Annotated in this window: 4 protein-coding genes; all 4 read right to left on the reverse strand. The window is 66.3% G+C overall.

Annotated features, from left to right (window positions below; genetic code table 11):
- Positions 1-386: 386 nt before the first annotated feature.
- Positions 387-1,193: a sulfurtransferase gene (locus AC52W5_RS15470; protein ID WP_495671660.1), complete on the reverse strand. Its 807-nt coding sequence runs from the start codon at positions 1,191-1,193 to the stop codon at positions 387-389.
- Positions 1,190-2,068, reverse strand: a complete 879-nt coding sequence (hslO, locus tag AC52W5_RS15475; protein ID WP_495671661.1) for an Hsp33 family molecular chaperone HslO — start codon at positions 2,066-2,068, stop codon at positions 1,190-1,192. The genes AC52W5_RS15470 and hslO overlap by 4 nt, the downstream gene beginning before the upstream one ends.
- Before the next feature lie 217 nt (positions 2,069-2,285).
- Positions 2,286-3,430, reverse strand: a protein-coding gene (locus tag AC52W5_RS15480) for an IS3 family transposase (protein ID WP_495671662.1) whose coding sequence is annotated in 2 segments (ribosomal slippage) — positions 2,286-3,184 and positions 3,184-3,430 — 1,146 coding nt in all. Because the reading frame shifts where the segments join, the coding sequence is not laid out codon by codon here.
- A gap of 80 nt (positions 3,431-3,510) precedes the next feature.
- Positions 3,511-4,212: IS3 family transposase (locus AC52W5_RS15485; protein WP_495671663.1), on the reverse strand; the 702-nt coding region annotated here is incomplete at its 5' end.

Below are 4,212 nucleotides of genomic sequence, written 5' to 3' on the forward strand. Positions count from 1 at the left end.
AGGGCAGGATGCCCGGAGGGCACGTCTGTGGGGTGCCCTTCTCTTTGGTTACTTTCTCTTGGGCACGCAAGAGAAAGTGACCCGCTCGCGGGAGCGAGCGGAAAACAGGCAGGGATGCCGCTCACCGACGAGGTGAAACCTTGCCGACCGGCGCGCCCAGAAAATCTGAAATGGTGGCGCACCGCACGCCAGCGCCCCTCGCCCAGATCGGGCGCCATGTGCGCGTCGAACGCGAAAAGCCGCGGCCTACAGCCGCGGACTTCGACTGCATCGGTCGGCGCGGATCCGATCCTGGCTCACGGGCGGCCCGGATGCCAGACCAAGCGCAACATACACGTCGAACGCGAAGCTGCAGCCGACGCAGCCGCGACCTCGAATCGAGCCGATCAGTCCCGATCCGACACCGTGTCCGCGAGCGGCGCGAGATCCGGATCGAGCGCGACGCGCTCGTCGAACACGAAGCAGCGCCCGGCATAACCGTAGCCGCCGACGCGCTCGAAGTAGCCGAGGATGCCGCCGTCGAGCTGCAGCACATTGTCGAAGCCCTGCGCGCGCATCCACAGCGCGGCCTTCTCGCAGCGGATACCGCCGGTGCAGAAGCTGACGACGGTCGCATCGGCCAGCGTCTCGGCCAGTGCGGCGACCGCCTCGGGCAGCTCGGTGAAGCGGTCGATCGGCAGCGTCAGCGCGCCCTCGAAGCTGCCGTGTGCGACCTCCTCGCGATTGCGCGTGTCGAGCAGGACCAGCCGGCGGCCGGCGTCGTCGGCACCCCGCCCGATCCAGCGCGCCAGCGTCGCCGGCTCCACCGCCGGCGCACGCGCCGCCTCCGGCACGATGCCGCCGCGGCGGAAGCTGATGATCTCCGGCTTGATCTTGACCTTGAGCCGCGCGAACGGCGCCGCAGCACTGCGGCTGAACTTGACCGGCATCGCCGCGAAGCGCGCGTCGGCATGCAGGGTCTGGACGAACCCGCGCAGCGCGGCGTCTTGGCCGGCCAGGAACAGATTGATGCCCTCGCCGGCGATCAGGATCGTGCCGCGCAGGTCCACGGCTTCGGCGCGCGCGCGCAGCTGCGCGGCCAGCGCGGCCGGATCGTCGATCGAGACGAACCGATACGCCGCGACGTTGAGCACGCTGCCGCCGGCGGCGCCGGCCGCATCGCACGCCACGGCGGTGATCGCGGGCGCGCTCATTGCGCGGTCGACGGTCCGGCCACCGGCATCGTGGTGACGAACAGGCCGGCGACGTCGACACGGTCGAACCGGTAGGCGTGGTTGCAGAACTCGCAGGTCACCGCGATCTGTCCCTCCGCGGCGAGCGTGTCCTCGCACTCCTCGCGGCCGAGCGAGCGCAGCACTGCTTCGACACGCGCGCGCGAACAGCTGCACGCGAACGCGAGCGGCCGCGGCTCGAACACGCGCACGCCCTCCTCGTGGAACAGGCGCGTCAGCAGCTCCTCCGCCGACAGGTTGACCATCTCGTCGGTCATCGCGGTCGCCATCAGATAGCCGACGCGGTTCCAGGCGTCCGGATCGCCGAGCGAGATGCCGCCGCCGTCGGCGATCGGCTGCAGCAGCAGGCCGGCGCAGCGGCCGGCGTGCTCGACCAGCAGCATGCGCGTGGGCAGCTGTTCGGATTGCTCGAAATAGCGCTCGAACGCACCGGAAAGGTCGTTGCCTTCGCAGGCGATCAGCGCCTGCTGGCGCAGGTCGCGATCGGACTGTTCGATCGTCACCGCGAGGATCGCATCGTCGCCGAGCTGCGGCACCGCATCGGATACCTCGTCCCAGCGCGCGAGGCCGCGCAGGCCGCCGCCGTCGGTGCACTCGGCGAACAGCAGTCGCAATGCGCCCTCGGAGCGGAACTGGATCGACAGCCGGCCGCGGAACTTGATCGACCCGCTCAGCAGCGCACTCGCGGCCAGCGTCCGGCCGAGCAGCGAGGCCAGCGGCTTGGGATAGTCGGTCTGCGCGCGCACGTCGCGCCAGGTCTTGTCGAGGCGGACGAACGCGCCGTGCACGCCGGCCTGCTCGAGCAGGAATCGTTGCAGGAAATCGTGCTTGGCCATCGGCAGCCTGATCGTCCAGTAGGTCGCCGAGAAGGTGGGTCACAAAACAGCACCGGAAGCGCGATGGACGCCGACCGGCTGGCGATCGGCGTATCCGGCGAGCACGCGCAATCGAGCTCGTTAGCCTAGCAGAGCCCCCGCTCCGCCTCCAAACCGAGTGCGACGAGACCCTGCCCAGGTGATCGAGCACATGAATCGCCCCGGGATTCGTAGACACCTACGAGCCTGAAAGTCCCGCCTGCCGTTCGAACTCTACCGGAGAGACGCCTCCATTGGAGCCGTGCCGGCGTTTGGGGTTGTAGAACATCTCGATGTAGTCGAACACGTCGCTGCGCGCTGCATCACGCGTCAGGTAGATCCTCCGCTTGATCCGTTCCCGCTTAAGCAGCTGGAAGAAGCTCTCGGCCACTGCGTTGTCATGACAATTGCCGCGCCTGCTCATGCTGCAGACGATCCCATGGGCCTTCAGGAACGCCTGCCACTCGGCACCGGTGAACTGACTGCCCTGGTCCGAGTGCAGCATCAGACCGGGAACTGGCTTGCGCCGCCACACCGCCGCCAGCAGCGCCTGTAGCACCAGATCAGCATACATCTGGCCTTGCATCGCCCAGCCCACGACCTGACGCGAATACAGATCCAGCACCACCGCCAGGTACAGCCAGCCCTCGTGCGTGCGGATATAGGTGATGTCGGTGACCCAGTGCGTATTGGGCGCGGCCACGTCGAACTGTCGATCCAGATGGTTCGGCGCGACCATCGAGACCCGGCCAGCGCGAGGCCGCGGACGACGCCCGTAGCCCACTTGCGCCCGCAAGCCTTCGTTCTTCATCAGCCGCGCCACGTGATGCTTGCCGCAGCGCTCGCCCAGATCGCGCAGGTCATCGGTGACCTTGCGGTAGCCGTACACAGTGCCGCTCTCCAGCCACGCCTGCTTGATCATCCCGAGAAGACGTTGATCCTCGCGATGGCGCTCGCTGTGCGGCCGCTGCTGCCACGCATAGAACCCGCTGCGCTGCACACCCAGCACACGACACATGCGGGTCACGCGGAACTCGTCGAGGTGCGCCTGCATGAACGCGTACTTCGCCCTTACCCCTTGGCAAAGTACGCTGCGGCCTTTTTTAGGATGTCGCGCTCCTCGGTCACACGCTTGAGCTCGGCCTGCAGTCGACGGTTCTCCGCCGCCAACGAAGCATCCGCCTGGCGCATGGCCGGCACCTTGCGTTGCTCCCTCACCCACGCGTACAGCGAGTCAATGCTGACCCCCAGCCGGTTCGAGACCTCCCGTACCGAACGACCCTGATCGATCACCTGCTTGGCCGCCTCGGCCTTGAACTCATCCGAATACCGCTTGCTGCTCATGCACACCTCCGTCGTTGCCGTAATGTACGGCTTGGAGATGGCTACTGAAGCCGGGGCGATTCAACTGGAGTTACCAGGCTTTAGTGGACACCTGAGCGGCGGTGTCGATGTGCCGCTTCGAACTCGATGGGACTAACGCCACCGAGGTGGCTGTGTCGACGGATCGGATTGTAGAAGCCTTCGATGTACTCGGATACGTCCAAGGCCGCCGTTTGGCGGTCCGCGTAGATGTGCTTCTTAATGCGTTCCTTCTTCAAGCTTCCGAAAAAGGACTCGGCGACCGCGTTGTCCCAGCAGTTCGCCCGCCTGCTCATGCTGGGCTCAAGATGGTTCGCCTTGCAGAAGCGCCTCCATGCATCGCTCCCATACTGCGTTCCCTGATCCGAGTGAATCAGGGTCTTGCGGGGTCGGCGAGAACGAACAGCCTTCAATACCGCCTCCAAGACTAGCTCTCGATGAATCGTCGGCTTGACGGCCCAGCCCACGACCTTGCGCGAGAACAGGTCCACGACGACAGCCCAGTAGAGCCAGCTCTGCCAGGTACGGATGTAGGTGATGTCCGTCACCCACGCCTCGTTGGGCTTGGACACCGTGAACTGACGCTGCAATAGGTTGGGGATCAGTGCGTGCGGCTTGGTAATCGGTATATGGCGTATGCGATAGCCGTGGAGCGCATGCAGGCCGTTCTCGCGCATGAGTCGAGCAACCCTGTGCTTGCTGCAGGTTTCGCCGCGTTCGCGCAGATCCAGGAATACCCGGGGGGGGGGGGGGGGGGGGGGGGG

The organism is Nitrosospira sp. CT, from assembly GCF_059489795.1.